23 protein-coding genes are annotated in these 26,286 nt (G+C 72.4%); 15 read left to right on the forward strand and 8 right to left on the reverse strand.

Annotated features, from left to right (window positions below; translation table 11 throughout):
* Positions 1 to 2: 2 nt before the first annotated feature.
* The 7 genes from ACFVDP_RS23860 (at position 3) to ACFVDP_RS23890 (ending at position 7,301) form a co-directional block, all read left to right on the forward strand.
* Positions 3 to 758, forward strand: a complete 756-nt coding sequence (locus ACFVDP_RS23860) for an oxidoreductase (protein WP_383492932.1) — start codon at positions 3 to 5, stop codon at positions 756 to 758.
* A complete protein-coding gene (locus ACFVDP_RS23865; protein ID WP_383492935.1) occupies positions 755 to 2,113 on the forward strand; it encodes a Ni/Fe hydrogenase subunit alpha in 1,359 nt (452 codons plus the stop codon). The genes ACFVDP_RS23860 and ACFVDP_RS23865 overlap by 4 nt, the downstream gene beginning before the upstream one ends.
* Complete coding sequence (locus ACFVDP_RS23870; RefSeq protein ID WP_383492938.1) at positions 2,110 to 2,760, forward strand: CBS domain-containing protein; 651 nt, start codon at positions 2,110 to 2,112, stop codon at positions 2,758 to 2,760. Before ACFVDP_RS23865 ends, ACFVDP_RS23870 begins: the two co-directional genes overlap by 4 nt.
* Positions 2,760 to 3,890, forward strand: coding sequence for a hydrogenase formation protein HypD (hypD, locus tag ACFVDP_RS23875; RefSeq protein WP_383492942.1), 1,131 nt, complete (start codon positions 2,760 to 2,762; stop codon positions 3,888 to 3,890). The genes ACFVDP_RS23870 and hypD overlap by 1 nt, the downstream gene beginning before the upstream one ends.
* Complete coding sequence (hypE, locus tag ACFVDP_RS23880) at positions 3,887 to 4,921, forward strand: hydrogenase expression/formation protein HypE (protein ID WP_383492945.1); 1,035 nt, start codon at positions 3,887 to 3,889, stop codon at positions 4,919 to 4,921. Before hypD ends, hypE begins: the two co-directional genes overlap by 4 nt.
* A 171-nt stretch (positions 4,922 to 5,092) precedes the next feature.
* On the forward strand, positions 5,093 to 6,805 hold the full coding sequence (lnt, locus tag ACFVDP_RS23885; RefSeq protein WP_383492948.1) for an apolipoprotein N-acyltransferase: 1,713 nt from the start codon (positions 5,093 to 5,095) through the stop codon (positions 6,803 to 6,805).
* A gap of 10 nt (positions 6,806 to 6,815) precedes the next feature.
* Positions 6,816 to 7,301 carry an NUDIX domain-containing protein gene (locus ACFVDP_RS23890; protein WP_383492951.1) on the forward strand — a complete coding sequence of 162 codons (486 nt, stop codon included), beginning with the start codon at positions 6,816 to 6,818 and terminating at the stop codon, positions 7,299 to 7,301.
* Between the two features lie 51 nt (positions 7,302 to 7,352).
* Here the strand turns inward: ACFVDP_RS23890 and ACFVDP_RS23895 are convergent, their stop codons facing one another.
* Positions 7,353 to 7,991, reverse strand: coding sequence for a chemotaxis protein CheB (locus ACFVDP_RS23895; protein WP_383492954.1), 639 nt, complete (start codon positions 7,989 to 7,991; stop codon positions 7,353 to 7,355).
* Between the two features lie 169 nt (positions 7,992 to 8,160).
* Here ACFVDP_RS23895 and ACFVDP_RS23900 point away from each other — a divergent pair, with 169 nt between their 5' ends.
* Positions 8,161 to 8,562, forward strand: a complete 402-nt coding sequence (locus tag ACFVDP_RS23900; protein WP_383492957.1) for a VOC family protein — start codon at positions 8,161 to 8,163, stop codon at positions 8,560 to 8,562.
* Positions 8,563 to 8,601: 39 nt separating this feature from the next.
* Here the strand turns inward: ACFVDP_RS23900 and ACFVDP_RS23905 are convergent, their stop codons facing one another.
* Both ACFVDP_RS23905 and ACFVDP_RS23910 read right to left on the reverse strand, forming a co-directional pair.
* The gene (locus tag ACFVDP_RS23905; protein ID WP_383492959.1) at positions 8,602 to 9,396 is read right to left on the reverse strand and encodes a SigB/SigF/SigG family RNA polymerase sigma factor; all 795 of its coding nucleotides are present in this window, start codon (positions 9,394 to 9,396) and stop codon (positions 8,602 to 8,604) included.
* A 243-nt stretch (positions 9,397 to 9,639) separates the two neighbouring features.
* Positions 9,640 to 10,668, reverse strand: coding sequence for a zinc-binding dehydrogenase (locus ACFVDP_RS23910; protein WP_383492962.1), 1,029 nt, complete (start codon positions 10,666 to 10,668; stop codon positions 9,640 to 9,642).
* Positions 10,669 to 11,050: 382 nt separating this feature from the next.
* Between ACFVDP_RS23910 and ACFVDP_RS23915 the strand changes: the two genes are divergently transcribed.
* From ACFVDP_RS23915 to ACFVDP_RS23940, 6 genes are all read left to right on the forward strand, one after another.
* Positions 11,051 to 11,995: a helix-turn-helix transcriptional regulator gene (locus ACFVDP_RS23915; protein ID WP_383492965.1), complete on the forward strand. Its 945-nt coding sequence runs from the start codon at positions 11,051 to 11,053 to the stop codon at positions 11,993 to 11,995.
* 133 nt (positions 11,996 to 12,128) lie between these two features.
* Positions 12,129 to 14,357 carry an MMPL family transporter gene (locus ACFVDP_RS23920; protein ID WP_383492968.1) on the forward strand — a complete coding sequence of 743 codons (2,229 nt, stop codon included), beginning with the start codon at positions 12,129 to 12,131 and terminating at the stop codon, positions 14,355 to 14,357.
* A gap of 90 nt (positions 14,358 to 14,447) precedes the next feature.
* Positions 14,448 to 15,632, forward strand: a complete 1,185-nt coding sequence (locus ACFVDP_RS23925) for a sensor histidine kinase (protein WP_383492971.1) — start codon at positions 14,448 to 14,450, stop codon at positions 15,630 to 15,632.
* Entirely contained in the window at positions 15,629 to 16,300 is a 672-nt protein-coding gene (locus ACFVDP_RS23930) for a response regulator (RefSeq protein WP_383492974.1), read from the forward strand. Before ACFVDP_RS23925 ends, ACFVDP_RS23930 begins: the two co-directional genes overlap by 4 nt.
* 240 nt (positions 16,301 to 16,540) lie before the next feature.
* Positions 16,541 to 17,329, forward strand: coding sequence for a 3-hydroxybutyrate dehydrogenase (locus ACFVDP_RS23935; protein ID WP_383492977.1), 789 nt, complete (start codon positions 16,541 to 16,543; stop codon positions 17,327 to 17,329).
* Positions 17,330 to 17,462: 133 nt separating this feature from the next.
* Positions 17,463 to 19,400, forward strand: a complete 1,938-nt coding sequence (locus ACFVDP_RS23940) for a helix-turn-helix domain-containing protein (RefSeq protein WP_383492980.1) — start codon at positions 17,463 to 17,465, stop codon at positions 19,398 to 19,400.
* A 57-nt stretch (positions 19,401 to 19,457) separates the two neighbouring features.
* On the opposite strand, the gene ACFVDP_RS23945 is transcribed toward ACFVDP_RS23940, so the two are convergent.
* Together ACFVDP_RS23945 and ACFVDP_RS23950 are read right to left on the reverse strand one after the other, a co-directional pair.
* Positions 19,458 to 20,861, reverse strand: a complete 1,404-nt coding sequence (locus ACFVDP_RS23945) for an MFS transporter (protein WP_383492983.1) — start codon at positions 20,859 to 20,861, stop codon at positions 19,458 to 19,460.
* Between the two features lie 137 nt (positions 20,862 to 20,998).
* Positions 20,999 to 21,625 carry a TetR/AcrR family transcriptional regulator C-terminal domain-containing protein gene (locus ACFVDP_RS23950; protein ID WP_383492985.1) on the reverse strand — a complete coding sequence of 209 codons (627 nt, stop codon included), beginning with the start codon at positions 21,623 to 21,625 and terminating at the stop codon, positions 20,999 to 21,001.
* A 65-nt stretch (positions 21,626 to 21,690) separates the two neighbouring features.
* Here ACFVDP_RS23950 and ACFVDP_RS23955 point away from each other — a divergent pair, with 65 nt between their 5' ends.
* The gene (locus ACFVDP_RS23955; RefSeq protein ID WP_383492988.1) at positions 21,691 to 23,163 is read left to right on the forward strand and encodes an FAD-dependent monooxygenase; all 1,473 of its coding nucleotides are present in this window, start codon (positions 21,691 to 21,693) and stop codon (positions 23,161 to 23,163) included.
* A gap of 55 nt (positions 23,164 to 23,218) precedes the next feature.
* Here the strand turns inward: ACFVDP_RS23955 and ACFVDP_RS23960 are convergent, their stop codons facing one another.
* The 3 genes from ACFVDP_RS23960 to ACFVDP_RS23970 all read right to left on the reverse strand — a co-directional run bounded on the left by ACFVDP_RS23960 (position 23,219) and on the right by ACFVDP_RS23970 (position 26,165).
* A complete protein-coding gene (locus ACFVDP_RS23960; protein ID WP_383492991.1) occupies positions 23,219 to 24,226 on the reverse strand; it encodes an ABC transporter substrate-binding protein in 1,008 nt (335 codons plus the stop codon).
* 19 nt (positions 24,227 to 24,245) lie between these two features.
* Positions 24,246 to 25,007, reverse strand: a complete 762-nt coding sequence (locus ACFVDP_RS23965) for an ABC transporter ATP-binding protein (RefSeq protein WP_383492994.1) — start codon at positions 25,005 to 25,007, stop codon at positions 24,246 to 24,248.
* Positions 25,008 to 25,085: 78 nt separating this feature from the next.
* Positions 25,086 to 26,165, reverse strand: a complete 1,080-nt coding sequence (locus tag ACFVDP_RS23970; protein WP_383492996.1) for a FecCD family ABC transporter permease — start codon at positions 26,163 to 26,165, stop codon at positions 25,086 to 25,088.
* Positions 26,166 to 26,286 lie beyond the last annotated feature (121 nt).

The raw sequence follows: 26,286 nt of genomic DNA on the forward strand, positions 1-26,286 counted from the left end.
CGATGGGCACACCCTCGCTGGCCGTCTTCAAGCTGGCCTCCTGCGACGGCTGTCAGCTCACCCTGCTCGACTGCGAGGACGAACTCCTCGCCCTGGCGGGGAAAGTGCGGATCGCCCACTTCCTGGAGGCTTCCGGCGCGGTGCGGCCCGGCCCCTACGACCTCGCGCTGGTCGAAGGCTCGATCACGTCGGCGGCCGACGCCGCCCGCATCCGAGAGATCCGCGCCGCCGCACGGCATCTGGTCACCATCGGGGCCTGCGCCACCGCGGGCGGCATCCAGGCGCTGCGCGACACCGCCGACGTCGAGGAATACCGGCGCGTCGTCTACGCCCGCCCCGAGTACCTCGACACCCTCGCCACCTCCACGCCGGTCTCCGCCCACGTCGAGGTCGACTTCGAGCTGCGCGGCTGCCCGGTCGACCGCCGCCAACTCCTGGAAGTGATCACGGCGTTCCTGGCCGGACGCAAGCCCGACATCCCCGATCACAGTGTCTGTTTCGAGTGCAAGCGGCGCGGCACCGTCTGTGTCACCGTCGCCCACGGCACGCCCTGCCTCGGGCCGGTGACCCACGCGGGATGCGGCGCGCTGTGCCCCGCGTACGGGCGTGGCTGCTACGGCTGCTTCGGCCCGGCGGGCACGGTGAATCTGCCCGCGCTGATCCCCGTACTGCACCGCGACGGGCTCGACGACCCGGCGACCGAGCGCTTACTGAGCACCTTCAACGTGGCCGCCTTCGCGAAGGAGCCGAGGTCGTGACACACCGCGGAACCCGTGTCCTGCACGTCGGCTCACTCGCCCGCGTCGAGGGCGAAGGCGCCCTGCACCTCACGGTGGACGGCGCCGACGTCACCTCGGCCCGGCTGCGGATCTACGAACCCCCGCGATTCTTCGAGGCGTTCCTGCGCGGCCGCGCCCACACCGAACCGCCCGACATCACGGCCCGCGTGTGCGGCATCTGTCCCGTCGCCTACCAGATGAGCGCCTGTGCGGCGATCGAGGACGCGTGCGGAGTAGAAGTGCCCGACGACATAAGGGGGTTGCGCAGGCTGCTGTACTGCGGCGAGTGGATCGAGAGCCAGACCCTGCACATCTATCTGCTGCACGCCCCCGACTTCCTCGGCCGGGACGGCGCCGTCGACCTGGCCCGCACCCACCGCGCCGACGTCGAGCGGGGACTGCGCCTGAAGCAAGCCGGCAACGTCCTTCTCGAACAGCTCGGCGGGCGCGCGATCCACCCGGTCAACGTCCGCGTCGGCGGCTTCCACCGGGCGCCCGCCAAGGCCGAACTGGAGCCCCTCGCCGAGCGGTTGCGGCGCGCGCTCGACGACGCCTGGGCCACCGTCCGCTGGACCGCCGGATTCGACTTCCCGGACGCCGACTGCGACCACGACCTCCTCGCCCTGTCCGAACCGGGCACGTACGCCATCGAGCGCGGAACCCCCACCGTGCTCACCCGGCGAGGCGGCAGCCTGCGCCGGTTCGCACTGCGCGACTTCACCCATGAGGTCGTCGAGGAACAGGTCCCGCACTCCACCGCCCTGCACGCCACCCTGCGCGGGCGCCGCCACCTCACCGGCTCCCTCGCCCGGTACGCGATCAACGGCCCCGCGCTGTCCACGGTCGCCCGGCAGGCGGCACAGGAGGCCGGGCTCGGTGCCGAGTGCCGCAACCCCTTCCGCAGCATCCTCGTCCGCGCCGTCGAGACCGTGTACGCGGTCGACGAGGCCCTGCGCCTCATCGACGCCTACGAACCGCCCGCCCGGCCCTTCGTCGACGTGACCCCCCGCGCGGGGACCGGGCACGGCGCCACCGAGGCCCCGCGCGGCACGCTCTACCACCGCTACGTCCTCGAAGCCGACGGCATCGTCACCGACGCCCGCCTCGTGCCGCCCACCGCGCAGAACCAGGGCGCCATCGAGGAGGACCTGCGGCGCGTCGTCGAACAGCGCCTGCGCGCTCAGGACGGCCCCCGGGCCGCGGCCGACGACGCCGAACTCACGCACCTGTGCGAACGGATCATCCGCAACCACGATCCGTGCATCTCCTGCTCCACCCACTTCCTCGACCTCACCGTCGAGCGAGTACCACCGCCCCCGAGGAGGCTGCCGTGAGCGTCAGCCCGCACACCGTCAGTGACGTCATGACCCACACCGTCGTGGCCGTCGGCCGCGACGCCCTCTTCAAGGACATCGTCGAACTCATGGACCAGTGGAAGGTCGGCGCCGTCCCGGTCCTGGAGGGCGAGAGCCGCGTCGTCGGTGTCGTCTCCGAGGCAGACCTGCTGCCCAAGGAGGAGTTCCGCGACGCCGACCCCGACCGGCGCGAGCAACTGCACCGCCTGTCCGATCTGGCCAAGGCCGGCGCCGTCAGCGCCGGCGAGCTCATGACCAGTCCCGCCGTGTGCGTGCGCCCCGACGCCACCCTCTCCGAGGCGGCCCGCATCATGGCCCACCGCCGGGTGAAGCGGCTGCCCGTCGTCGGCACCGAGGGCATGCTCGAAGGCATCGTCAGCCGCTCCGACCTGCTGAAAGTGTTCCTCCGCTCCGACGAGGACATCGCCGAGGAGGTGCGCCGCACCGTGGCCGCGTACCTCTTCCCCGACGCGCCCGTCACCGTCACCGTCACCGACGGCGTGGTCACCTTCGGCGGCGCACTGGGCAATCGCAACCTGGTGCCCGTCGCCGCCCGCCTCGCACGAGCCGTCGAGGGGGTCGTCGACGTCCGGATGGACTTCGCCGGACCGGCGGCGGCCACCTGATGAGGTACTTGGCGGAGTACCGCGACCCGGTCCTGGCCCGGCGGCTGATCGTGGAGCTGACGGCCACGGCCACCCGCCCCTGGCGGATCATGGAGGTGTGCGGCGGGCAGACGCACACCCTGGTCGGCCAGGGCATCGACGAACTCCTGCCCGCCGGCATCCGTATGATCCACGGCCCCGGCTGCCCGGTCTGCGTCACCCCGCTGGAGACGCTCGACCGGGCCATGGCGATCGCCGCCACGCCGGGCACCGTGTTCACCAGCTTCGGCGACATGCTGCGTGTCCCCGGTTCCACCACCGACCTGCTGTCGCTGCGCGCCCGCGGCGCGGACGTCCGTGTCGTCTACACCCCCATGGACGCCGTCCGGCTCGCCGCGCGGCTGCCCGACCGGCAGGTGGTGTTCCTCGCCGTCGGCTTCGAGACCACCGCCCCCGCGAACGCCATGGCCGTGCTGCACGCGGCCCGGCTCGGCCTGACCAACTTCACCGTCCTCGTCAGCCACGTCCTCGTGCCGCCCGCGATGACCGCACTGCTCGACGACCCGGACTGCGAGGTGCAGGCGTTCCTCGCGGCCGGGCACGTCTGCGCGGTCATGGGCTGGCGCGCCTACGAACCCCTCGCCGACCACTACCGGGTCCCCGTCGTCGTCACCGGGTTCGAGCCGCTCGACCTCCTGGAAGGCGTCCTGATGGCCGTGACCCAGCTGGAGGAGGGGCGGCACATCGTCGAGAACCAGTACGCGCGTGCCGTGCGCCGCGACGGCAACACCACGGCGCAGGAGACCCTCGCGAAGGTCTTCCGCGTCACCGACCGCGCCTGGCGCGGCATCGGCCTCATCGAGGACAGCGGTCTCGAACTCGCCCCGGAGTACGCCCGGTTCGACGCGGCCGGCCGCTTCGAGGTCGACGGACTCCACCCGGTCGAGGACCCGGAGTGCATCGCGGGCGCCGTCCTCACCGGCGCCGCGCTGCCCACCGACTGCCCGGCCTACGGCACCCGCTGCACACCCCGCACGCCACTCGGCGCCCCCATGGTCTCCACGGAAGGGACCTGCGCGGCGTTCCACTCGGCGGGGCGCCGCCGCACCGCCGACCGCGACGACGCCACGACCGTGAGGAGCGCGCCATGACCCTCGCCTGCCCGCCCCCGGGCCACGACCGCGAGACGCTCCTCCTGGGGCACGGCGCGGGCGGCCGGATGTCCGCCGAACTGCTGCGCGAGCTCGTCCTGCCCGCCCTGGGCGCGTCGCAGGACGGCGCGCTGGAGGACGCCGCGCTGCTGCCCGGCGACAGTGACCTGGCCCTCTCCACCGACTCGTTCGTCGTCGACCCGCTCGTCTTCCCGGGCGGCGACATCGGATCCCTCGCCGTGCACGGCACCGTCAACGACCTCGCCATGCGCGGCGCCCTGCCGATCGCGCTCGCCGTCGCCGTCATCGCCGAGGAAGGCCTGGCGCTGGAGGAACTGCGCGGCGCGCTGGAGTCCGCGGGCAAGGCCGCCCGTGACGTCGGCGTGCCCGTCCTCACGGGCGACACCAAAGTCGTCGGACGCGGCGCTGCCGACCGGCTGTTCCTCACCACCACAGGCATCGGCCGCCGCATCCCCGGCCTCACCCCGTCCGTCGCCCGCGCCCGCCCGGGCGACGCGGTTCTGCTCTCGGGACCCATCGGCCTGCACGGCACCACCATCCTCTCCACCCGCGAGGGGCTCGGCTTCGAGACGAGCATCGCCTCCGACACCCGCCCCCTCCACCGGCTCGTCACCGCGCTCGCCCCGTTCGGCGAGTCCGTGCACACACTGCGCGACCCCACCCGCGGCGGACTCGCGGCGGCGCTGAACGAGATCGCGCGGGACGCCCGCATCGGCGTCACGATCGAGGAGCGCGCGCTGCCCGTGCCCGAGGCGGTCGGCGCCGCCTGCGACTTGCTGGGACTGGATCCGCTGGTCGTCGCCAACGAGGGCTGCCTGGTGGCGTTCGTCGCCCCGGAGACCGCGGACGCCGCCCTCGACGCCCTGCGCACGCTGCCGGAGGGCACGGAAGCGGTACGGCTGGGATCCGCCGCGCCCGGACCGGCCGGGCGGGTGGAGCTGCGGACGCTGGTCGGCGCGGGACGCCTCGTCGACATGCCGCAGGGAGAGCAATTGCCCCGTATCTGCTGAGGGACGAGGAGGACATGATGAGCGCCTCGCGCATCGCCACCGCACCGGACCCGACCGTGGTGACTGTGGCAGTCACCGCTCCCGTGCGGGCGGGGCAGGGCCGACGTGTTCGCCGGGCGCCCCCGAAGCCCGGCCGACCTGCGTGACAGCAGTGCGCCGTACACTCCCCGGGTGACCGCCACCGCACCTCCCGTCGCCCCGTCCGACGAGCCCGACGCGCAGCCCGCACGCCGCTTTCGCCTGCGACGGTTCGCACCGGTCGTCCTCGCGGCGATCGCCGGGCTTCTCCTGTACGTCACCTTCCCGCCGCGCGAACTGCCGTGGCTCGCGCCGCTGGCGTTCGCGCTGTTCGGCATCGCCGTGCACGGGCGGCGGCTGCGGGCCGGATTCGGCCTCGGCCTCGTCTTCGGGCTCGCCTACCTGGTGCCGCTGCTGTCCTGGACGGGCGTGGACGTGGGCCCGCTGCCGTGGCTGGCGCTCGCCGCCGCCGAGGCCCTGATCCTCGCGCTGGCCGGCCTGGGCATCGCCTACGTGTCGCGGCTGCCGCTGTGGCCGCTGTGGGCGAGCGGTGTGTGGGTCGCCGACGAGGCGCTGCGCGCCCGGTTCCCGTTCGGCGGGTTCCCCTGGGGCAAGGTCGCCTTCGGGCAGCCCAGCGGCGTGTTCCTGCCGCTCGCCTCGCTGGGCGGCACCCCGCTGCTCGGCTTCGGCGTGGTGCTCTGCGGCTTCGGTCTGGGCGGATTCGTACTCCGCGTACTGCACCTCAAGAAGGTGCGCGACGCGGACAGGGCCCTCGCAGCCGACAAGACCACCGATGAGGCCGCGGCACCGAGCGGGAGCGGATCACGGAGCGAGAGCGGCGCCCGTCTGCTCCGCGACCGGGGCGTGGCCGTCGCGGCCGTGTGCGCCGTCGCGCCGGTGATCGCCGGAGTCGCCGCCATGCCGCTCGTGTCGAACGACGCCGAGAACGGCACGGCGCGCGTGGCGCTCATCCAGGGCAACGTGCCGCGCATGGGCCTCGACTTCAACTCCCAGCGCCGGGCCGTGCTCGACTACCACGTGCGCGAGACCATGAAGCTCGCCGCCAGGATAAAGGCGGGCACGGTCGAGAAGCCCGACCTGGTGCTGTGGCCGGAGAACTCCTCCGACATCGACCCGTACGTGAACATGGACGCCTACGACGAGATCCAGAAGGCCGCCACGGCGGTCGGCGCCCCGATCTCGGTCGGCGCCGTCGTCACCGACAAGGACGGCAACGCACGTAACCAGCTGATCCTCTGGGACCCGAAGACCGGTCCCGGCGCCACGTACAACAAGCGGCACCTGCAGCCCTTCGGCGAGTACATGCCGTACCGCAGTTTCTTCCGGATCTTCAGCAAGGACGTCGACCGGGCGGGCAACTTCGTCCCCGGTGACAAGGCCGTCGTCTTCGACATGGCGGGCACCAAGATCGGCAACGTCACCTGTTACGAGGCCGCGTTCGACGACGTGGTCCGCGACCAGGTCGACGAGGGCGCCGAGATCCTGTCCGTGCCGAGCAACAACGCCACCTTCGAGCGCAGCCAGATGACCTACCAGCAGCTCGCCATGGACCGGGTGCGCGCCGTGGAGCACGGCCGCGCCGTCATGGTCCCGGTGACCAGCGGCGTCAGCGCCGTCATCCGCCCCGACGGCTCCATCGCCCAGAAGACCGGCATGTTCGAGGCGGACACCCTGATCGCCGAGGTTCCCAGGCGGACCACCAAGACCCTGGCCACGCGTGTGGGTGTCCTGCCCGAGGTGCTGCTGACCGCTCTCGGCGCCGGCGGGCTGGCCTGGGCGGTCGTCCGCTCCCGCAGGGGACGCGGAGCCACCACCCGATCGAACAGCGAACCGGCGAACGGTTAGGGTCGCGCGTATGGCTACCCCTGAATACATCCGCGCCATCCGCGCCACGGCGGGCCACCAGCTCCTCTACCTGCCCGGCGTCACCGCCGTCGTCTTCGACGGCCAGGGTCGGGTGCTGCTCGGCCGCCGCACCGACACCGGCCGCTGGGCCGTGCCGGCGGGCATCGCCGAGCCGGGCGAGCAGCCCGCGGACGTCGCCACGCGCGAGGTGTTCGAGGAGACCGGGGTCGAGTGCGTCGCCGAGCGCGTCGTCCTCGTCCAGGCCACGAAGAGCCCGATCACCTATCCCAACGGCGACCAGTGCCAGTTCATGGACATCACGTTCCTGTGCCGTGCCACCGGCGGCGAGGCCCGGGTCAACGACGACGAGTCGCTCGAAGTCGGCTGGTTCGAACTGGACGCCCTGCCGCCGCTGGACGAGCACGGCACGTTCAGGATCAAGCAGGCCGCGCAGGACGGGCCGACATGGTTCGAGAGTGGTTCGTCGGCGGTGTGAGACGTCCCGGGCGGCGCTCGGAGGACGGGTAGCGGTCCGTTCGCATACGGGCTACGCGGAGGGGAGCTGCCCCGGGCCGGGCGCTTGATCGACACTCTGCCGCAGGAGATCGACGATCGCCGGCGCGATGGCTTCGAGCGGCAGCACGAAGTCCACCTGTCCTGTACGGATCGCGGCTCTGGGCATGCCGTGGAAGTCGGCCGTCGCGGGGTCCTGTACGACGACGATGCCGCCGCGGGCCTTGACCACTTCCACCCCGTGGGCGCCGTCGCCGTCCGAGCCGCTCAGGACACAGGCGACGATCCCGGGGCCGAGGATCTGGGCCGCTGATTCGAAGAGGGGGTCGGCGGCCGGGCGGGCGGCGTTGACCCGCTCCTCACGGGTCAGGGCGAGCATGCCTCCGGCCCGGACGCACAGGTGATGGTCGGGCGGCGCGATGTACACCGTGCCCGCCTCGGCGTGCTGCCCGTCCTCGGCGAGGGTGACCGGCAGGCCGGTGGAGCGCTGCAGGATGCTCACGATGTGCGTCTCGCGGGAGCGGTTCAGGTGCTGGGCCACCAGTACCGGAACCGAGAGGCCGGTCGGCAGCCCGCCCAGGAGTGTGCCGAGGCCCTCGATGCCACCGGCGGAGGACGCGACGAGCACGGCAGCCCATTGATGTGGGTCTTTGTCCTGCGAGCGTGTCTGCACCTGTGAAGGCTAGCGCCTCCTTCCTGGCCGTTCGGCGTTCTCATCGCCCGCCGGTGCACACCGAAGGCGTGTGGGCACAGGGGCTGGGTACATGATCTGTGGTCCCGGAGGCGGAAGTCGCTTCGTCGGCCTCCGGCCGCGGACCCGGTGCGCAAGCCAAGGAGGGGACATGGGACTGATCACCACGGGCGCGATCGTGCTGGACTGCTCGGAACCCGAGGAACTCGCCGATTTCTACGTGAAGTTGCTGGAGGCCGAGCTGTGCCCCGAGGCCACCGCGGACCGCATCGACATCGAGTCGCCGAGCGGGCTGCGCATGGGGTTCCGCCGCGATCTCAACGCCACCCCGCCCAGCTGGCCCCGGCCCGAGGACTCGCTCCAGGCCCATGTCGACTTCCTGGTCGCAGCCGATGATCTCGACGAACTCGAGCGCCGCATCGTGGCCCTGGGCGGCACACCGATCGAGGCGACGGGCCGCGGTGGCCCGACCAGGGCCCGCTTGTACGCGGACCCGGCCGGCCACTCCTTCAGCGTCCGCGCCTCGCTGCGGCACGGCCCGAAGGTCGGCTGAAGGCAGTCCGGAGCCGGCGCCGGTCGCCCGCACCGGAACTCAGGCGGCTTGCCGTTCTGCCGCCGGGCCGTCGGCGTACTCGCGGACCTGTGCGCAGCTGCGCGTGATCAGACGGGACACGTGCATCTGGGAGATGCCCAGCCGCTCGGCGATGTTCGCCTGCGTCATGTCCTCGAAGAAGCGCAGGTAGAGGATGGTCCGCTCGCGTTCGGCGAGGTGCTTGAGGCCGTCCTTGGCGGCTTCGCGGTCGGTCACGAGGTCGTAGCCGGGCTCGGCTTCGCCGAGCGTGTCCGTCAAGCTGAACTCGTCGTCGGACGCGCCGACTTCGGCGTCCAGTGACAGGGCGCTGTAGCTCTCCAGTGCCCCAAGACCGGTACGGACCTCGTCGAGGGTCAGACCGGCCCCCGCGGCGATCTCCTCGATGTCGGGCTCGCGGTGGCGGCCGGGCCGGTCCATCAGCTCGCGGCGGGTGCTGCGGACCTGGTTCCGCAGGTCCTGCACGCGTCGGGGCACGCGCACGTCCCAGGTGTGGTCGCGGAAGTGGCGGCGCAGTTCGCCGGTGATGGTCGGCACGGCGTACGGCACGAAGGCGCCGCGCTCGGGATCGTAGCGGTCGACGGCCTTGACCAGGCCCATCGCCGCGACCTGCCTCAGGTCGTCCTGGTTCTCGCCCTTGTTGCGGAAGCGGCCGGCGATGCGGTGAGCCATGGGCAGCCATGCTTCGACGAGTTCCGTGCTCAACAAGTCGTGTTCGGGCCCCGAATCCGCCTGGGCGAGACGTTCGAAGGTCTGCTGGGTGTCAGGGGCGTCGTCGTGCGAGTGACGCGTCGCCATCAGGGAGTGCTCCTCAAGACGTGCGGCCAAGGATGTCACCGCGAGAGGCACGTGGACCGGCGTCCGGGCACACTGCTCCCGCGGCTGCGCCTGTGGTCCCAAGCACTCCACTTCGCCTGCCCCGCCTCCAGTCGGGCAAACGGGATCGGTCCGGGCGGGGCGCCGCCGTCGGCCCCGGGCAGGGCCGACGGCATCGGTCCCGTCGGAGTGCGCTTTCCGTCATGCAGTCCAGTAGGCCGGTGGTCAGGGGCGGACGAGGGCCTTGAGGACCTGACGGTCGGCCATGGCCCGGTAGGCGTCCGGAGTCTGGTCGAGGCTGAAGGTCCGGTCGAAGACGCGGCCGGGGGCGATGGTGCCGTCCAGGACGTCGGGCAGCAGCTGCTCGATGTAGGCGCGGGCGGGGCTGGCGCCGCCGGTCAGGGTGATGTTCCGCATGAACTCGGCAGGGCCGATGGGCCCCTGCTCGTACTGGGGGACGCCGAGACGGCTGATGGTGCCGCCGTCCAGGACCGCGCCGATGGCGGTGTCGAGGGCCGGGCGGGTGCCGACGGCCTCGACGACCTTGTCCACGCCGCCGGTCAGCTCGCGGATGCGGGCGACGCCCTCCTCGCCGCGTGCCGCGACGACGTCGGTCGCGCCGAAGTGGCGGCCCAGGCCGGTACGGCTCTCGTGGCGGCCTGCGAGCACGATCCGCTCGGCGCCGAGCCGCTTCGCTGCGATGACCGCGCAGAGGCCGACCGCGCCGTCCCCGACGACGAGGACGGTGTCCCCGTGGGTGACCCCGGCGGTGACGGCGCCGTGGTGGCCGGTCGTCATCACGTCGGACAGGGCCAGCAGGGACGGCAGCAGCGCGGAGTCCGCGGCCACCGGGAGCTTGACCAGGGTGCCGTCGGCGTACGGGACGCGGACGGCTTCGCCCTGCCCGCCGTCGACGCCCTCGAAGCCGTACCGGCCGCCGTTGCGGCACGAGATGTGCAGGCCCTTGGCGCAGTAGTCGCAGGTGTTGTCGCTGTAGGTGAACGGGGCGACGACCAGGTCACCGGTCCTCAGGCCGGTCACGTCCGCACCGGTCTCCTCGACGACGCCGAGGAACTCGTGGCCCATGGGGCGGCCGGTGCGGGTCGCGGGCATCGAGGCGTAGGGCCACAGATCGCTGCCGCACACACACGCGGCCAGCGTGCGTACCACCGCGTCGGTCGGCTTCACGATCTTCGGGTCGGGCCGGTCCTCGACGCGGACGTCGCCGGCTCCGTACATCACGGCTGCACGCATGAGAGCTGTTACTCCAAACGAGGGTTGAGGTGGCACACGCGCGCGGGGCGCGGCGTGCCGGGTGGGACGGGATCAGCGTTCGAGCAGCCGAGCCCGGGCCGAACTGTGGGCGTCGCCCGCGGCGGGCGGCAGACCTGTCCGGGAAACCTCCAGGTCACGCAGCTCGATGTACCGCATCTCGGCTTCTTCCGATCCGTAATGTCGCCCGGCCTCTCACTCTCGCCCGGCCCGGCAGGTCGTGCCGGTCGGCGGCGAGGGGCCGGCGTCCTGTGCTTCCACCCTCGCCCCGATCGCGCCGCTGTGGCAGGGCGGGCTCTTCGGGGTAATGACAGGGCCCCCCTCTGCCCTGCGCGGCGGCTGCCCGGCGGGTGAGACTGGCGTCATGGCATCGACAAGCGCGCACGGTGAGGGCGCCGAGCTGGGCCGCTACCTCCGCGCCCGCCGCACCCAGACCAGCCCCCAGCACGCCGGCCTCACCGTCGGCGCCGGCATCCGCCGCACCCCCGGGCTGCGCCGCGAGGAGCTGGCCACCCTGGCCGGGATCAGCATCGACTACTACGTGCGCCTGGAGCGCGGCAAGGAGACCCGCCCCAGCCCCGCCGTCCTCGACTCCCTCGCCCGCGCTCTGCGCATGGACGACCAGGAACACCAGCATCTGCGTGAGCTCGCCGCCCGCGCCGCCCGCTACGTGTCCGAACCGCCGCCCGCGCCCAGCCGCACCGTCCGACCCCACCTGAAGCTGCTGCTGGAGTCGCTGCGCCCGAACCCCGCCTACGTCATCAGCCGCAGCATGGACCTGCTCGCCTGGAATCCCGGCGGCCTCGCCCTGTACGCGGGCCTGGACGACTGGCCGGGCAAGCACCGCAACCTGGCCCGCTACCTCTTCCTGCACCCCGCGGCCCGCGATCTCTTCCCCGACTGGGACCGGCAGATCACCCACTGCGTCGCCCGGCTGCGCGCCGTCGCCGGTACCGCCCCCGACGCCCCCGACCTCACTCACCTCGTCGGCGAACTCCTCCTCAAGAGCCCGGACTTCGCGGGCCTGTGGGAACGCTACGAGGTCACCGGCCGCAAGCCCGCGCAGAAGGTCTTCCAGCACCCGCAGGTCGGACCGGTCACCCTCACCTCACAGTCCCTGCACGTCGAGGGAACCCCCGGCCAACGCATCGGGGTCTACACCGCCGAACCCGGCAGCCCCGACCACGACGCCCTGCTCCTGCTCGACATGACCGCGACCGGGCCCACCGAACGTCGCACCACCAGCCCTGGCCCCGGCACCGGCCCTGGTCCTGGTCCTGGTCCTGGGGCGAGCGGCCCGGAGTCGTGAGCCGGCAGGGCCTGCGTCTGCCGCGTTCGTAGTAGATCCGGATGTCTGCGCTGGGGCGACGACGTGAGACCGGCGGTCGAGGAGGGTCGAGGAGACCCGAATTCCTCGACGCCGACTCTGGAGACATCTCCCCGTGGCTACATTTCTCTACCGACTGGCGCGGCTGGCCTTCTGGCGGCGATGGCGTTTCGCCCTGGCGTGGGCTGCGATCCTGGCGGCCGTCGGTGTGGGCGCCGTGCTGGCGCCCGCCGCGCCCGACGACTCCCACGCCATGTCGGGCATCGAGGCCCAGCAGGCGTTCGACCTGATCCAGCAGCGCTACCCCGGCGCGGCGGCCGACGGGGCGAGCGCCCGCATCGTGTTCGTGGCCCCTGACGGGCAGCAGGTCACCGCCGCCGCGAACAAGGCGGCGATCACGGAGTTCGTCGACGAGGCCGCTCACAGTTCCCCGCAGGTCTCCGGGGCGGTGAGCCCGTTTACCGCGGGCACGGTGAGCGACGACGGCTCGACCGCGTACGCGACCGTGACCTACAAGGTGGCTTCCGCCGACCTGAGCGATGCCGGCAAGTCCTCTCTCGAGGACGCGGTCGACGACGCCAGGGACGCGGGCCTGACCGTGGAGGCGGGCGGAGACGTTCTGTCGGCCCAGACCGAGGCCGGCGGGTCGTCCGAGGTCATCGGCATCGTCCTTGCCGCCGTCGTCCTGCTCATCACCTTCGGTTCGCTCGCCGCCGCCGGGCTCCCGCTGCTGACGGCGATCCTCGGCGTCGGCGTGAGCATGGCCGCGGTCACGGCCCTGGGCAGCGCACTCGGCCTGTCCTCCACCACCGGCACCCTCGCCAGCATGCTGGGCCTGGCCTGCGGCATCGACTACGCGATGTTCATCGTGTCCCGCTACCGCGAGGAGCGGGCCAAGGGCCACGTGCCGCAGGAAGCGGCCGCCATCGCCGCCGGAACCGCCGGGTCCGCCGTGGTCTTCGCGGGCATGACCGTCGTGATCGCCCTGGCGGGGCTCTCCGTGGTCGGCATCCCGATGCTGACCAAGATGGGTCTGGCCGCCGCGGGCGCCATCGTCATCAGCGTGCTCATCGCGCTGACCCTCGTCCCCGCGCTGCTCGGCTTCTGGCCGAACGCGGTCCTCTCCCGCCGCTCCCGCAAGAGCCGCCCCGCGACAGAAGGCGGCAGCAGGGACAACGGCGGCAGCCGCTGGGCCCGCTTCGTCCTGCGCCGCCCGCTGCTGGTCCTCCTCGCCTCCGTCGCGGCACTCGGCGCGATCGCGCTCCCGGCCAAGGACCTCCAACTGGGCATGCCGGGCGCGGAGGCCCAGTCGACGTCCACCACCGAGCGCCGCGCCTACGACGACCTCGCCGCGGCCTTCGGCCCCGGGTTCAACGGCCCCCTGACCATCGTCGTGGACGCCCGGGGAGCCGACGACGCGAAGGCGGCCGTCTCCACGATCAGCCGGGAGATCAAGGGCACCGACGGGATCGTCTCCGTCACCCCGGCCCGGTTCAACGACGCGGGCGACACCGCCATGTTCTCCGCGACCCCGTCGACCAGCCCCACCGCCGAGCAGACCAAGAACCTCGTCAAGACCATCAGGGCGGAACGCCCCGCCACCGAGAAGACGACCGGTGCGACCTTCAAGGTCACCGGCAGCACCGCGATGAACATCGACATCGCCCAGAAGGTCCAGGACGCGCTGATCCCCTACCTCGCCCTCGTGATCGGGCTGGCCATCCTGCTCCTGATGATCGTCTTCCGGTCGGTCCTCGTCCCCCTCAAGGCGGCCGCCGGCTTCCTCCTGTCGGTGCTGGCGTCCCTCGGCGCGGTCGTCGCGGTCTTCCAGTGGGGCTGGCTCGCCGGGCTCCTGGGCGTGCAGCAGACCGGCCCGATCATGAGCCTGATGCCGATCTTCCTGGTCGGCATCGTCTTCGGACTCGCCATGGACTACGAGGTGTTCCTGGTCTCACGGATGCGGGAGGCGCACGCCCACGGGGAGCGGCCCCGGCAGGCGGTCGAGTCCGGGTTCCGGCACAGCGCCCGCGTGGTGGTGGCCGCCGCGCTCATCATGATCGCCGTGTTCTCCGGATTCGTCGGCGCCGGCGAATCCATGATCAAGATGATCGGTTTCGGGCTCGCCATCGCCGTCCTGTTCGACGCGTTCGTCGTGCGCATGGCCTTCGTACCGGCCGTCCTCGCGCTGCTCGGCCGGCACGCCTGGTGGCTCCCGAAGTGGCTGGGACGCCTCCTGCCCAAGGTCGACATCGAGGGCGAGGCCCTGGCCCGCCGGTCCGCCGCTCCGCCCACGCCCCAGACGCCCGACGGCGACCGGGCAGGCACCGAATCCGTGCGGCTGTAACCCCCGCGCCGGGGTCCGGCGCAGCAGGGCCGGGCGACGACGCGACGTCGTGGCCCGGCCCGCAGTACGTACGGTGAAGGAGTGCAGGACATGGAAAAGCGCTGGCGCGAGTGGCTGGCCGCCCACACCGGGGTCAGGGACGTGACACCGCCTCTGGTGATCACGCTCGCGGCGGTACCCGCGACCGCCTTCGCCGGCGGGGGCCACTGGCACCGGCCGAGCATGGCGGGCGTGGCCTGGGTGGCCCTCAGCTGCCTGCCCCTGCTGCTGCGCTACCGATGGCCGGTCCAGGTGGTGGCCGCGGTCGTCGCCGCGCAGATCACCCAGGTGACGGTCGGCGAGAACAGCGCCATGGTCGCCGTACCGGCCATCGTCGCCCTCTACACCGTGGGCCTGCTGCGCCCCGGGCGCATCGCGTGGATCTCCGGCGCCATCGCCGCGGCGACCCTCTCCGCCGCCGGAACGGTGCTCGCCCGCCCGGCCGCGGTCAGCGGCGACATGCTGCTCTGGTTCGACCTGCTGATGCTGGCCACCGGCCTCGGCGTCGTCGTGCGCGTGCGCCGCGAACGGCTCGCGTCGATCGAGGCACGGGCCCTGCACGCCGAGGAGACCCGCGAAGCGGAAGCGCGTCGCCGGGTCACCGAGGAACGCGTGCGCATCGCCCGTGAACTGCACGACGTCGTCGCCCACCACATCACCCTGGTGAACGCCCAGGCGGGCGTCGCCCAGCACCTCGTACGCACCGACGCCGAGAAGGCCTACCGGGCGCTGGGCGCCATCAAGGAGACCAGCCGATCGGCCCTGGACGAACTCCGGGCCACGGTCGGACTGCTGCGCTACTCGGACGACGACACACCTCTTTCCCTCGCACCGACCCCCGGCTTGGACGACCTGGACGGTCTCGTGGACGGATTCCGGCAGACGGGCCAGCACATCCGGGTGACCCGCGACGGCACGCCCCGACAACTCGCCCCCGCCACGGACCTGGCCGCCTACCGCATCGTCCAGGAAGCGCTCACCAACACCCACAAGCACGCCAGGGCCTCCCTCACCGAGGTCACGCTCACCTACGGCGAACGCACACTGGAGATCGAGGTGGCCGACGACGGCCATGGCACCGCGAAGCAGGGTCCCGGCACCGGCCACGGACTCATCGGCATGAGAGAGCGCGCCACCGCCTTCGGCGGCACCCTCACCGCCGGACCCGCACCGCACGGCGGATTCCACGTGCACGCCCGACTGCCCCTGCCGGAAACCCCGAAGGACGCCGCGTGACCATCCGAATCCTGCTCGCCGACGACCAGGCGCTGCTGCGCGGCACCTTCCGGCTGCTCATCGACAACGAGCCGGACATGGAGGTCGTGGCCGAGGCCGCGGACGGCCGGGCCGCCGTCGAACTGGCCCGCACCCACCGCGCGGACCTGATCCTCATGGACATCCGCATGCCGGAGACCGACGGCATCGCCGCCACCCGCCTCATCGGCGAGGACGAGGACCTCGCGGGCGTACGCGTCCTGATCCTGACCACCTTCGAGGACGACGACTACGTCTTCGAGGCGCTGCACGCCGGCGCGAGCGGATTCCTCGGCAAGGGCATCGACCCGCCCGACCTGCTGGCCGCGATCCGCGTGGTGGCGGGCGGCGAGGCCCTGCTGTCCCCGACCGCCACGCAGAAACTCATCGCCCGGGTCCTGTCCCAGCCGCACGCGAACCGTGCCCCGGCGTCGGACCGTCTCACCTCCCTGACACCGCGGGAGCGCGAGGTGATGACGCAGGTCGCCATGGGCCTGTCGAACGACGAGATCGCCGAACGCCTCTTCGTCACCCCGCTCACCGTCAAGACCCACGCCAACCGGGCGATGACGAAACTGGGCGCCCGCGACCGCGCCCAACTCGTCGTCATGGCCTACGAGGCCGGACTCGTCAGGGCCGGCGGAGCCTGAGGGACAGCGTGGTCCGAAAGCCTTCGGCCCACGTGAACGGCGGCCTCCCGCAGCCAGATGTGTCCGGCGTCGCGGCTGCGGACGGGGCGATACCACCGGGCTCCGCCGCCCCGGTCGACCTGCCCACGGGCCGCCGACACAGCCGTGAGCGGCCGACGTGGTCCGCGGCCATGATCGGGCAGTGAAGTATGGGTTCTGACCACATCGGGGGGTGCTCAGCGACTGCCTAGGGTGCGGACCATGACGCCCCTCACGCCTGCCACCGCACCCTCCGCCGCGCCGCTCGACCTCGGCGGACGCACCGCACTCGTCACCGGCGCCGCCGGCGGCATCGGCCGGGCCTGCGCCCTGCGCCTCGCCGCCGCGGGCGCCAAAGTGCGCGCGGTGGACCGGGACGCCGCCGGACTCGACGCGCTGGCCGAAGCGGCCCCCGGGATCGAGCCGTACGTCCTGGACCTGACCGACCTCGACGCCGCCGAGGCCGCGGCGGCCGGCACCGACGTCCTCGTCAACAACGCCGGGATCCAACTGGTGCGCCCCGTCGAGGAGTTCCCCACCGACGTGTTCCACACCGTCCTGACGCTCATGGTGGAGGCGCCGTTCCGGCTGATCCGCGGCGCGCTGCCGCACATGTACGGACAGAACTGGGGCCGCATCGTGAACGTGTCGTCGGTGCACGGGCTGCGCGCCTCCGCCTACAAGTCCGCCTACGTCACCGCCAAGCACGGGCTCGAAGGACTGTCGAAGACCGTCGCTCTGGAGGGCGCCGCGCACGGCGTCACCTCGAACTGTGTGAACCCGAGCTATGTGCGCACCCCCCTCGTCGAACGGCAGATCGCCGACCAGGCCGCCGCGCACGACATCCCCGAGGAAGAGGTGCTGGCTCAGGTGATGCTGCGGGACAGCGCCGTCAAGCGGCTCATCGAACCCGAGGAGGTCGCCGAGGCGGTGGCCCATCTCTGCTCGCCGCAGGCGTCGTTCATGACCGGGACGTCGATGGTCCTCGACGGCGGCTGGACCGCCCACTGATGCGCTGATTGCTGCGTTTTCGGGCCTTTCTCGGCTTCTGCGGTCACTCGGTCGAGTGACCGCAATTCTGTGATCGTTCGAGTTGTCCACAGGGCTGGCGGGGCCGGCCGTACGACGGGTAATCCTGTTGAGCATGTCGCACCACCAACCGCACACGGCCGCGGCCGCCGACCCGCCGCACGCGGCGGATCCACAGGCCCCGTTCCTGGAACTGCTCGCCCGGGGCGCGTCCGCCGACGCCTACGAGCAGCCCGTGCTGCTCGCGCGCGCCGACGGCGCCCCGGCCGCCCGGATCACGGCCCTGGAGGCCGCCAAGCGGCTCGCGCTCGGGGTGCGCGAGGAGATGGAGGGCAGACGGCGCCGCGAGGCCGAGCTGTCCGCTCTGTTCGAGACCGCGCACGACCTTGCGGGCCTGCGCGACCTCGACGCCGTCCTCCAGGCCATCGTGCAGCGCGCCCGCTCCCTGCTGCGCACGGACGTCGCCTACCTGACGCTGAACGACCCGGTCAGGGGCGACACCCGCATGCGCGTCACCGAGGGCTCGGTCGCCGCCCGCTTCCAGCAGCTGCGGCTCGGCATGGGGGAGGGGCTCGGCGGGCTCGTCGCCCAGACCGCCCGCCCGTACGTGACGGACAACTACGGGCAGGACGTACGGTTCCAGCACACCAGCACCATCGACGCCGGCGTCCAGGAAGAAGGGCTCCAGGCGATCCTCGGGGTGCCGCTGATGCTCGGCTCCCAGGTGATCGGCGTGCTGTTCGCCTCCGACCGCAGGACCCGGGTCTTCGAGCGCGAGGAGATCGCGCTGCTCGGCTCCTTCGCCGCGCTCGCCGCCGCGGCCATCGACGCGGCGAACCTGCTCACCGAGACCCGCGAGGCACTCGCCGGCCTGGAGCGGGCCAACGAGATCATCCGGGACCGCAGCGGAGTCATCGAGCGCGCGTCCGACGTGCACGACCGGCTCGCCGAGCTGGTGCTGCGCGGCGGCGGCGTGCACGACGTGGCCGCCGCCGTCTCCCAGGTCCTGGACGGCACCGTGGAGTTCACCGACGCCGGGGCCGCCCCCGCGGAGGCACTCGAAGCGTCCCGCGCCGAAGGGCACGCGGTGCGCCGGGACCAGGACTGGGTCGCGGCCGTCGCCGCCGGCGGCGAGCTGCTCGGCGCCCTGGTACTGCGCGGCCACCCGGGCCTCGACCCGGTCGACCAGCGCACCCTGGAGCGCGCCGCCATGGTCACCTCACTGCTGCTGCTCGCCCGGCGTTCCGCGTCCGAGGCCGAACAGCGGGTCCGCGGCGAGCTGTTGGACGACCTGCTCGACGCGCGCGACCGGGACCCGCGGCTGCTGCGCGAGCGCGCGTCCCGGCTCGACGCCGACCTGGACGCCACCCATGTGGTGCTCGCGGCCCGTCTGGAGACCGTCGCGGCCGACGCCGAGGAGGAGGCGGCCGCGCGCCGCCGCCTGGGGGCGGCCGCCGGACATCTCGCGGCGACCCGGCACGGGCTGGCCGCCGCGCGGGACGGCGGCACGGTGCTGCTGCTCCCGCTCGCCGCGAACGACACGGCGTCCGCGCTCGCCTCCCTGGTCGCCAAGCGGCTCTCCACGGCGATCCACGAGACGGTCACCGTCGGCGCCTCCGCCCCGGTCGACCGGCTCGCCATCCGCACCGAGACGGCCGCCGTCGCCTGTGCGGAGGCGCGCCGCTGCCTCGACGCGCTCCGCGTCCTGGGCCGGACGGGGGAGGGCGCGGCGGCCGAGGACTTCGGATTCCTGGGACTGCTGCTCGCCGACAGCCGGGACCTCACCGGCTTCGTGACCCGCACCATCGGCGAGGTCGTCACCTACGACGCGCGCCGCGGCACCGACCTCGTCCGCACCCTCGACGCCTACTTCGCGGCCGGGTCGAGCCCCGCCCGTACGAAGGACGCCCTGCACGTCCACGTGAACACGGTGGCGCAGCGCCTGGAGCGGATCGGTCATCTGCTCGGCCCCGACTGGCAGTCGCCCGAGCGCTCCCTGGAGATCCAGCTCGCGCTGCGGCTGCACCGGCTGTCCGGCCCGGACATACGCTGACCCGGTACGCCCGACCCCGCACGCGCGGGGCGTACGGGGTCGGCGGACCGGGCGCTGTCAGACGCGGTGCGCGGCGTCGGCCGCCCGGGGACTGCCGACCGCGGCCTCCGTGCTGTCGGTCCCGTCGACGTCGGCGAGGTCGCGGTGCCGGGTCTCCTTGGCGACACCGACGGCGATCAGGGTGACGACCGCGGCGGCGATCACGTACAGCGAGATCAGCGTGGACCCGCCGGAGCTGTCGAGCAGCGCCGTGGCGATCAGCGGGGCCGGCGCACCGGCCGCGACCGAGGCGAACTGCGCACCGATCGAGGCGCCGGAGTAGCGCATCCGCGTCGCGAACATCTCGGAGAAGAACGCGGCCTGCGGGGCGTACATGGCGCCGTGCAGGACCAGGCCGACCGTGACCGCGAGGATCAGATTGCCGAAGCTCGCCGTGTCGACGAGGGAGAAGAACGGGAACATCCACAGGCCGACACCGGCCGCCCCCAGCAGATAGACCGGCCGACGGCCGATCCGGTCCGACAGGGCGCCCCAGGCCGGAATCACCGCGAAGTGCACGGCGGAGGCGATGAGTACGGCGTTCAGCGCCGTCTGCTTGGAGACGTCGGCGGCCTGGACCGCGTACACGAGGATGAAGGCGGTGATGACGTAGTAGCTGATGTTCTCGGCCATCCGGGCGCCGATGGCGACGAGGACATCGCGCCAGTGGTGGCGGAGGACCGCGACCAGCGGCATCTTCTCCACCGTCTCGCTGTCGGCCGCCTTGCGGGCCTCGGCGCGGGCCAACGCGGCCTTGAAGACCGGCGATTCGTCCACGGACAGGCGGACCCACAGGCCGACCATGACGAGCGCCCCGGACAGCAGGAACGGGATGCGCCAGCCCCATGACGTGAACGACGCGTCGGACATCAGCGCGGTGAGCGCCGACAGCACACCGGTGGCGAGGAGTTGGCCCGCAGGGGCGCCGGTCTGCGGCCAGGACGCCCAGAACCCGCGGCGCTCGGCGTCCCCGTGCTCGGACACCAGCAGGACCGCACCGCCCCACTCGCCGCCGAGCGCGAAGCCCTGGACCAGCCGGAGCGCGGTCAGCAGCACCGGCGCGGCCGAGCCGACCGTGGCATGCGTGGGCAGCAGCCCGATCGCGAAGGTGGCGCCGCCCATCATCAACAGGCTGATCACCAGCAGCTTCTTGCGTCCGAGCCGGTCCCCGTAGTGACCGAAGACCAGCGCACCCAGCGGCCGGGCGGCGAACCCGACGGCGTACGTGAGGAACGAGAGCAGCGTTCCGACGAGCGGGTCGGAGTCCGGGAAGAAGAGCTTGTTGAACACGAGGGCGGCGGCGGAGCCGTAGAGGAAGAAGTCGTACCACTCGATCGTGGTGCCGATCAGACTCGCCGCGACAATGCGCTTGAGGTTTCCGGGTGTTGGCGGAGTCGGCGGAGCCGTTGCTGCGGAGGCCATGTGCACCACTTCCAGGCGGGGACGGGGACGTCTCTGTGATGGCACAAGGTAGGAAGACGCAGGTCAGCGGCACATGTGGTGGGGCACCATACTTTTGCGGTTGGTTGTGGTTGCGCCGGGCTCCGGGGCAGGTGCTGCTACGCGGGCAGGCGGGACAGGATCGCGTCCAGTCCGAAGGTGAAGCGGTCCTCGAAGGAGTCCGGGCCCAGGTGGTTCAGGACCCGGTGCAGCGCCGGGTGTTCGCCGGGCAGTACGGCGAGGTCGAGGCGGTCGTCGTGCCGGTCGGGCGCGGACTGCTCCTCCTGTGTCAGGCCGAGGACGAAGTAGTTGACCGTCCAGGTCGTCCAGGCCGCCTGCCGCTCGTCCGCCCCGGCGGCGAGCAGCGCCTCGACGAGGTGGTCGGCGAAGCGCAGGGTGTGGGGTTCGGCCGGATAGGTTCCGGCCACGAGAGCGGCGCCGTCGCGGTGTGCGAGCAGTGCCCGCCGGTAGCGGCCGGTCAGTTCCCGCACTCGCGGCAGGGCGTTCGCGGGGAGGTCCTCGTAGCCGATGGTGCCGAGCACGGCGTCGGCCATCAGCTCCAGCATCCGGGTCTTGGTCTTCACATGCCACAGCACGGTGTTCATGCGGACCCCGAGGCGGTCGGCCACCGCCCGGGTCGACAGTCCGTCCAGTCCGCGTTCCTCCAGCGTCCGGAGTGCGGCAGCGATCACCGCCGCGCGGGTGAGCCGGTCCGTGGCCTCGTCCTTCACTTGCTTATTGGTCACTGACCTAGTTTACTCCGGATCGATCCTTGGTCACCGACCAAGACTGCGCGAGGGAGTGGAAGATCATGAACTACCAGGTCGTCGTCGCGGGCGGTGGCCCCGTGGGGCTGTGGCTCGCAGGTGAGCTGCGCCGGGCCGGTGTCGCCGTCGCCGTGGTCGAGACCCGCACGGAGCGCGACTCCCGCTCCCGGGCCCTGACCGTGCACCCGCGCACCATCGAGACGTTCGCCTCCCGCCAAGTGCACGAGCCCTTCGTGAAGGAGGGCGTGCCGCTGCCCGGCGGGCACTTCGGCGTACTGGACTCCCGGCTGGACTTCCGCCGTCTGCCCAGCCCGTTCCCGCACACCCTCGCCCTGCCGCAGGAGCGCACCGAGGCACACCTTGAGCAGCAGGCCCTGGCCCTGGGCGCGGACATCCTGCGCGGACACGAGGTCACCGGGTTCACCGAGGACCCGGACGGCATCGCCGTGCACGTCACCGGTCCGGACGGGCCTCGTAACCTCCGGGCGGACTACCTGGCAGGCTGCGACGGCGCCCGCAGCACCGTGCGCGCCGCGGCAGGCATCGACTTCCCCGGCACTCCGTCCACGGTGCTCGGCTGGCTCGGCGACGTCGTCCTCGACGAACCTCCGGCCCCCGGCAGCAGCTGGTTCGGGCCGTCGGGCACGCTCATGGTCGTGCCCATGCCCGGCGGGCTGCACCGCCTGGTCGGCATCACGCCCCGAGACCTGACCACCACGTGGCCCGGCGACCTGACCCTGGAGGAACTGCGCGAGAACGTCATCGCCATGACCGGCAGCGACTTCCGGATGCGCGACGCGGTCTGGCTCTCCCGGTTCGGCAACACCACCCGCCTCGCCGCCGGTTACCGCCAGGGCCGTGTCTTCCTCGCCGGAGACGCCGCCCACCAGCACTTCCCGGCCGGTGGCGTCGGCATGAACGTCGGCATCCAGGACGCCGCCAACCTGGCCTGGAAGCTGGCCGCCGTCCTCAACGGCTGGGCCCCCGACGCCCTGCTGGACACCTACCACGCCGAACGCCACCCGGTCGGCGTCGACCTCACCGAGAGCAGCCGCGCCCAGGTCGCCCTGATGACCGCCTTCACCGCCGAGGGGCTCAGCCTGCGCGGCCTGCTGGCCGGGCTCATCACCGACCTGCCCGATCTCAACGAGCGGCTGGCGGCCCAGGTCAGCTCACTGTCCGTCGCCTACCCCCGCACCGACGCCGCCGCGCACCCGCTGACCGGGACCCGCGCTCCCGACCTGGCGCTCGACGACACCGGCCTGTTCGCCCTGCTGCGGGCCGACAGCTACCTGCTGCTCGACCTCACGGGCGACGCCGCCCGCCCCTTCGACCGGTTCGCCCGGCCCGGCCTGCGCGTGCACAGCGGCACCGCGCACCTGCGCCCGGCCGACTGGGCCGGCGTCCGGGCCGCGCTGATCCGGCCCGACGGGCACGTCGCCTGGGCCGGCGGCGAAGACGGCACCGCCCTCACGGAGAGCCTCACCGCAACCCTTGCGACCACCCACCCGAAGTGAGCCGTCTTCCGGCTGACGGCGCGTCAGGGTCCCCCGTGCCGTCGGTCCGTTTCCCTCAGGACGCGTCGGCGACCTGGCGCAGATACGTGCCGAGCCGCTCGACGGCCGAGGGATTGCGGGGGCTCTCGACCAGATCGGCGTAGTCCAGGGTGTAGATCCGCCGGTGCTTGATCGCGGAGACGTTCCGCAGCGGCGGGTACGAGAGCAGGAACTTCTTCTTCTGTGCCGCGCTCGTCGACCCGTAGTCGTTGACGACGACGACGTCCGGGTTCCGCTTCACGACGGTTTCCCAGCCGACCGTCGTCCACGAGTCCTTGAGGTCGTGCAGGATGTTGACGCCTCCGGCCTCGCTGATGATCTGGTCGGGCGCGGCGAAGCGGCCCGAGGTGAAGGGCTGGTCCTGGCCGCTGTCGTAGAGGAAGACGGAGGGGCGCGCCGCCCCCTCGGCGGCCTTCGCACGCACGTCGGCGACCGTCGCCTTGTACTGCTTGATCAGCCTGTGCGCGCGCTTCTCGACGCCGAAGATCTCGCCGAGGTTCTCCAGGTCCGCGTAGAGGGCGTCGAGCGGCGGCATGATGCCGCGTGACGTGCCGGTGCGGGCGTTGCGGCAGGACTCGGTGAGCAGATACGTGTCGATGCCCGCCTTGTGCAGGTCGTCCGGTGTCAGGGCGTTCTCGTTGAAGCCGTAGTTCCAGCCGGCGAAGACGAGATCGGCGCGGGCGTCGAGTGCGATCTCCTTGGTGACGCGGTCCTTGGAGAGCCACTTCACCTTGCTGTAGGCCGCCTTGTAGGGGAGGTCGTCGGTGGATCCCTTGTCGGCGGGCATGACATAGCCCGCCATGCGGTCCTCGAGTCCGAGCGCGAACATCAGCTCCGTGATGCCGACATCGTTGGTCACCACCCGCTCGGGCCGCTTGTCGTAGGTGACCTTCTTGCCGCAGTTGGTGACGGTCACCGCCCGCGACCTCGCGACCTTGTCGTCGCTCGCGACCTTCGCGCCGCAGCCGGTCAGGGTGAGGACGGCGGCGAGGCCGAGCGAGGCGGGGGAGAGCAGTGTGCGCACAGGGGGCCTTCCAGAGGTTTCAGGGAGTCAGCGGATCGAAGAGGAACTGGGTGGCGCCGGTTCCGGGATGGAGCACCCGGTGCGCCCGTACGCCGAACACCTCGGCGAGCAGCGCGGGGGAGAGGACCTCGTCCGGGGGGCCCGACGCGACGACGCGGCCGGTGTGCAGGACGTGCAGCAGATCGCAGTGGGCGGCGGCGAGGTTCAGGTCGTGCAGTGCGGCGAGCACCGTCGGGCCGCTGGCCCGGACCCGGCGCAGCACGTCGAGCTGGTGGGCGATGTCGAGGTGGTTCGTGGGCTCGTCCAGGACGAGGACACGGGGTTCCTGGGTGAGCGCGCGGGCGATGAGGACGCGCTGCTTCTCGCCGCCGGACAGCGACTGGAAGCTGCGCGCGGCGAGGTGCGCCGCTCCGGTCCGCTCCAGGGACCGCTCGCAGATCTCCCGGTCACGTGCGGCGGTGCGCCCGCGGTGCGGCAGGCGGCCCATCGCGACGACCTCGGTGACGGTGAAGTCGAAGTCCGCGGCGGATTCCTGCGGCAGCGCGGCGAGCAGGCGCGCCGCGGCCCGGGGCGTCATGCGGTGCACGTCGTCGCCCTCGACCCTGACGACGCCCGCGTCGGGACGCCGTGCCCGGTAGACGCAGCGCAGCAGCGTCGACTTCCCGCTGCCGTTGGGGCCGATGAGGCCCACGAAGGTGCCGGAGGGCGCGTCGAGGGTGACCTCGTCGACGAGCCGCGCGCCCGCCACCTCGACCGAAACGCTTTCGACGCCGAGCCGCACGGCTCCTCCTCCAGAACAGACTTCGACACAGGTACGGGTGTGCACAGGTACGGGTGTTGGGCCGTGGGACGCGTGGACTCAGCGTCCGCTCAGCGCGTGACCGCCGCGCCGCATGAGCAACAGGAACGCCGGGACACCGAGGGCGGCCGTGACGACACCGACGGGCAGTTCGGTCGGCGCGAGCAGTACCCGGGACAGCACGTCCGCCCACACGAGCAGGATCGCCCCGGCGAGCGGCGCAACCACGAGCACGCGCGCGTGCGAGGCGCCGACGAGCATCCGAACCAGGTGCGGAACCATCAGTCCTACGAAGCCGATCGCCCCGCTCACGGCGACGACCGTGCCCGTCACGGCCGCCGTCACGACGAACAGCTCACGCCGCAGCCGGTCCGGCGGCACGCCGAGGGCCGCTGACGTCTCGTCGCCCATGGACAGGGCGTCGAGCGAGCCCGCCCGCGCCCTGAGCCACAGCCAGCCCGCCACCACGGTCGCGGCAGCCAGCGGAACCTTCGGCCAGGTCGCCCCGCCCAGGCTGCCGAGCAGCCACATCATGGCCGCGCGAGCCGCCTCGCCCCGCTCGGCGCCGAAGACCATCACGGTGGTGACCGCCTGAAACCCGTAGGCGAGTGCCGTGCCGGTCAGGACCAGCCGCAGCGGACTGAGTCCGAGCGGGGAGCGGGCCACCACGTAGACGACGAGGGTCGCGGCGAGCGCGGACAGGAAGGCGGACACGGAGAGCGCCCACACGCCGAACCCGGCGAGTGCGCCGAACAGGATGACCGCGTTGGCGCCCACGGCGGCGCCCGAGGAGATGCCGAGCACGAAGGGATCGGCCAGAGCGTTGCGCACCAGCGCCTGTACCGCGACGCCGACCCCGGCGAGTCCCGCTCCGACCACGGCCGCGAGCACGACCCGGGGGAAGCGGATCTCCCACACGATGGTGTACATCCGCGCGTCGCCGCTGCCGAGACTCCCACCGCTGAGCCCCGCCCACATGAGCCGCAGCACCTGCCCCCACCCCAGTCCTGTCGCACCGAGTCCGACCCCGCACACGAGCGAGCCGGCCAGCACGAGTGCGAGCCCGACGGCCAGCGGGGCGGTGGGTATGCGTCCGCGCGGGACAGCCGTGGGGGCCGATGGAGCGGCGGTGCGGGACAAGACGGGCGCACATCCTCCGGGTTGGCGCCACCGGAGGAACACGCAGGGCACCAGAAGCGCCCGGGGGCTCTGGCGGTCCCTGCTCGCAGTCCACGGCGAGCGGTCGACGGGTCGCACACCT

Origin of the sequence: Streptomyces sp. NPDC057694 (assembly GCF_042799415.1) — a bacterium.
Taxonomy (GTDB): Bacteria; Actinomycetota; Actinomycetes; order Streptomycetales; family Streptomycetaceae; genus Streptomyces.